The organism is Bathymodiolus platifrons methanotrophic gill symbiont (assembly GCF_002189065.1).
GTDB lineage: Bacteria > Pseudomonadota > Gammaproteobacteria > Methylococcales > Methylomonadaceae > Methyloprofundus.
Map to the genome: position 1 here is coordinate 1 of NZ_BDMN01000401.1, position 2,484 is coordinate 2,484.

Consider the following 2,484-nt stretch of genomic DNA (forward strand, 5'->3'; position numbering starts at 1 on the left):
TAAGTAAAGCTGATAGCTCAACCCATTAGAGTCAGATTCCCTTGTATTTTTTTATATAAGGGAATCTTCATATATCGAGTATACGCTAAAAAAGTTACTTTCCCCTAGGGCTGAGAGTCTGCTAAATTAAAGGTCTACTCAAATTGCTCTGATGAACAAGCGATTGGTTATATTACAGTTTAAGAGATTGCAGTAATTAAACCCAAAGGGAACCTATGGTTCCCCCCAGCCATGATAATTTATCCTAATTGAGCAAGAAATTGATTTCATTCAAGTTTAATAATTAGTTGAAATGAAGTCATACGCGTGTTGCCCCCAAAGAGGAGTAACTATAAAACCCTAAATTGTAAATGTAATGTTTTCGTATAAATATCCATAGGTTGCACATGACAGTAACCCTAGTCTTTGATTATAAAAGGATTATAGGTATGGTTCAATCTATATTAGATTGCACCCTAAATAGCGTTTTATTATGAAGTTTAAAAAGTTACTTCCTCCCTAGGGCAAAGAGTCCCTAGAATACTGTTGCTTGTTGCAATAAGCCAACCCTTTATTTTGAAATGGTTTACCGTTTAATCTTTGCTTTCTGTAACAGCTATAACAAACCACACACCCACAATTAGTCAATCGCTTATTGGGGGCATGTAAGCCCCTTAAACGCCTACAAAAACCTTTAATTGGCGTGTATGGTAGGGGTAGCTGTTAAAGTGCCTTAAAAGCGATATAAAGCGCCTTATCGAAGAGCTGGCGCGCCATGTGTACTGTGAGTTATCCTTTTTAGAGCACTCGGATTCAATTGTAAAAACATCAGGCGCGTCCAAGATAGAAAATTCCAGATACGATAAAAAAAGTTACTTACCCCCCCCTGGGCGAAGAATAAAAACAGGATCATAACCAGGTTTACACAAATACGTATCTTTTGCGACAGAACCCGCCTGTGTGCGTTAATCCGCTGGGATAGCTTGTGCCAACTCTAGGAGTCTCTGTTTCACTGATTCATCCTTAGCCCCGTTTTTCTCAGCATACAGTACGTACTTTTTTGAATCAGTTGCCCAAGAGACTAAAGTTACAGCTGCCCCTGAATTACTCACATTAACTCTGTATATCGCAGGTCTACCGTTAACATCCTCATTAATTAACTCCTGAGTCATTTGTATGCGACCTCTACTCGTAATATAATCAACTTCCCTCAGTTTCACTAATCCCAAATCATCGAATTTATAAAAACGGGATATATTCGTCCATTTCCCGTCATGATTAGAGCCTCCAGTGTGTGCGCCAAGTAGTTCCCCATCATCAAATGGCGTACCCTCTAAGTTTGCGGGTTCTTTAACCAGTTGGTTAGCGGCTTCGTCATAAGATAACATCAGATGTTTAAGTCTAGGCTCAAGGACTCTAGAAATCGTACGTACATTTGATTCCTCAGCTGACGCGTATCCTCGTTCTGCCATCTCTTCAACAGCCTTCTTTGTCAGATCTTTAAATAGTTGAGGTATTGGTTGGTCTTTATATGAAACTATTGAAACCCCCTCCTCCATCGTATCAAAAGAGGGGCTTGCTAAGGGATCATTTAAGTCTAACTCTTCATGATCATGATCAATCTCCACATACACCTTTGGTTTGCTAGGCACCTCTGGAACATAATCAGTAAAGGTTTCTCTGACAACCTCAGCAGTCCGTGGTTGCTTAGTCTCACTTACTGGTATCTCAGGTTTATTGCCCCAACCTGATAATGCATAAGCTGTACCAAATACCAACAGCAATGCAGGTATAATAATAATAACGTGTTCTTTGTAATATTCCATCTTCTCATCCTCTATATTTTTAATGAAACTAGGGAATCCTAGTTTCACATGGTCATTTATCTATACTAATTGTAACTACTCAGCGTAATTTAAACTCATAACAGATTGATTTAAAATAATAATTAATGTATCTCTCTGAATTTTAGTCCAATTTTCACCCATTTTTAAAGGTGAAAATGACTAAAGTCAGGTTAAATTAAAATATATCCATTTGATTTTAAAGTTAAAAAACACGCTGAGTAGTTACATAATATAATCCCAAAAAACTGGTTATGAACATTCGCCAAAAGGATTAAACTTTCTGCCGTGAGAAAAGCAAACATTGAGCACAAAAACCTCTGCGACAGAATCTTATTCCTTATCTGAACAAGATTCTGTATGACTAATTTGTTTCACCATACGGCACATTAGAAATTTACTAATGTGTTCTCATCCATTCACTTGCTAGATTCTGTGCCTTTTCTATTTGTGAGGCAGTCATTAACTTGGCAACACTATCTCTATTTTTATTCGCTTTTTTTACCCCACTAGACGCCGCAATATTAAAATATTTATGTGCCATCACGTAGTCTTGAGGGATACCTTGCCCATTTGCATACATCAATCCTAAGTTGTATTGTGCACTAGCATGTCCTTGTCTTGCTGCCTTGCTGAACCACTTAACGGCTTCTTTGTGGTT

2 protein-coding genes are annotated in these 2,484 nt (G+C 37.9%); both read right to left on the reverse strand.

The window, feature by feature from the left end; all coding sequences use genetic code 11:
* Positions 1–944: 944 nt before the first annotated feature.
* Entirely contained in the window at positions 945–1,805 is an 861-nt protein-coding gene (locus CDZ78_RS18260) for a hypothetical protein (protein WP_140414195.1), read from the reverse strand.
* Between the two features lie 418 nt (positions 1,806–2,223).
* Positions 2,224–2,484, reverse strand: a 261-nt coding sequence (locus CDZ78_RS18265; RefSeq protein ID WP_140414196.1) for a tetratricopeptide repeat protein, incomplete at its 5' end; no start/stop codon positions are given.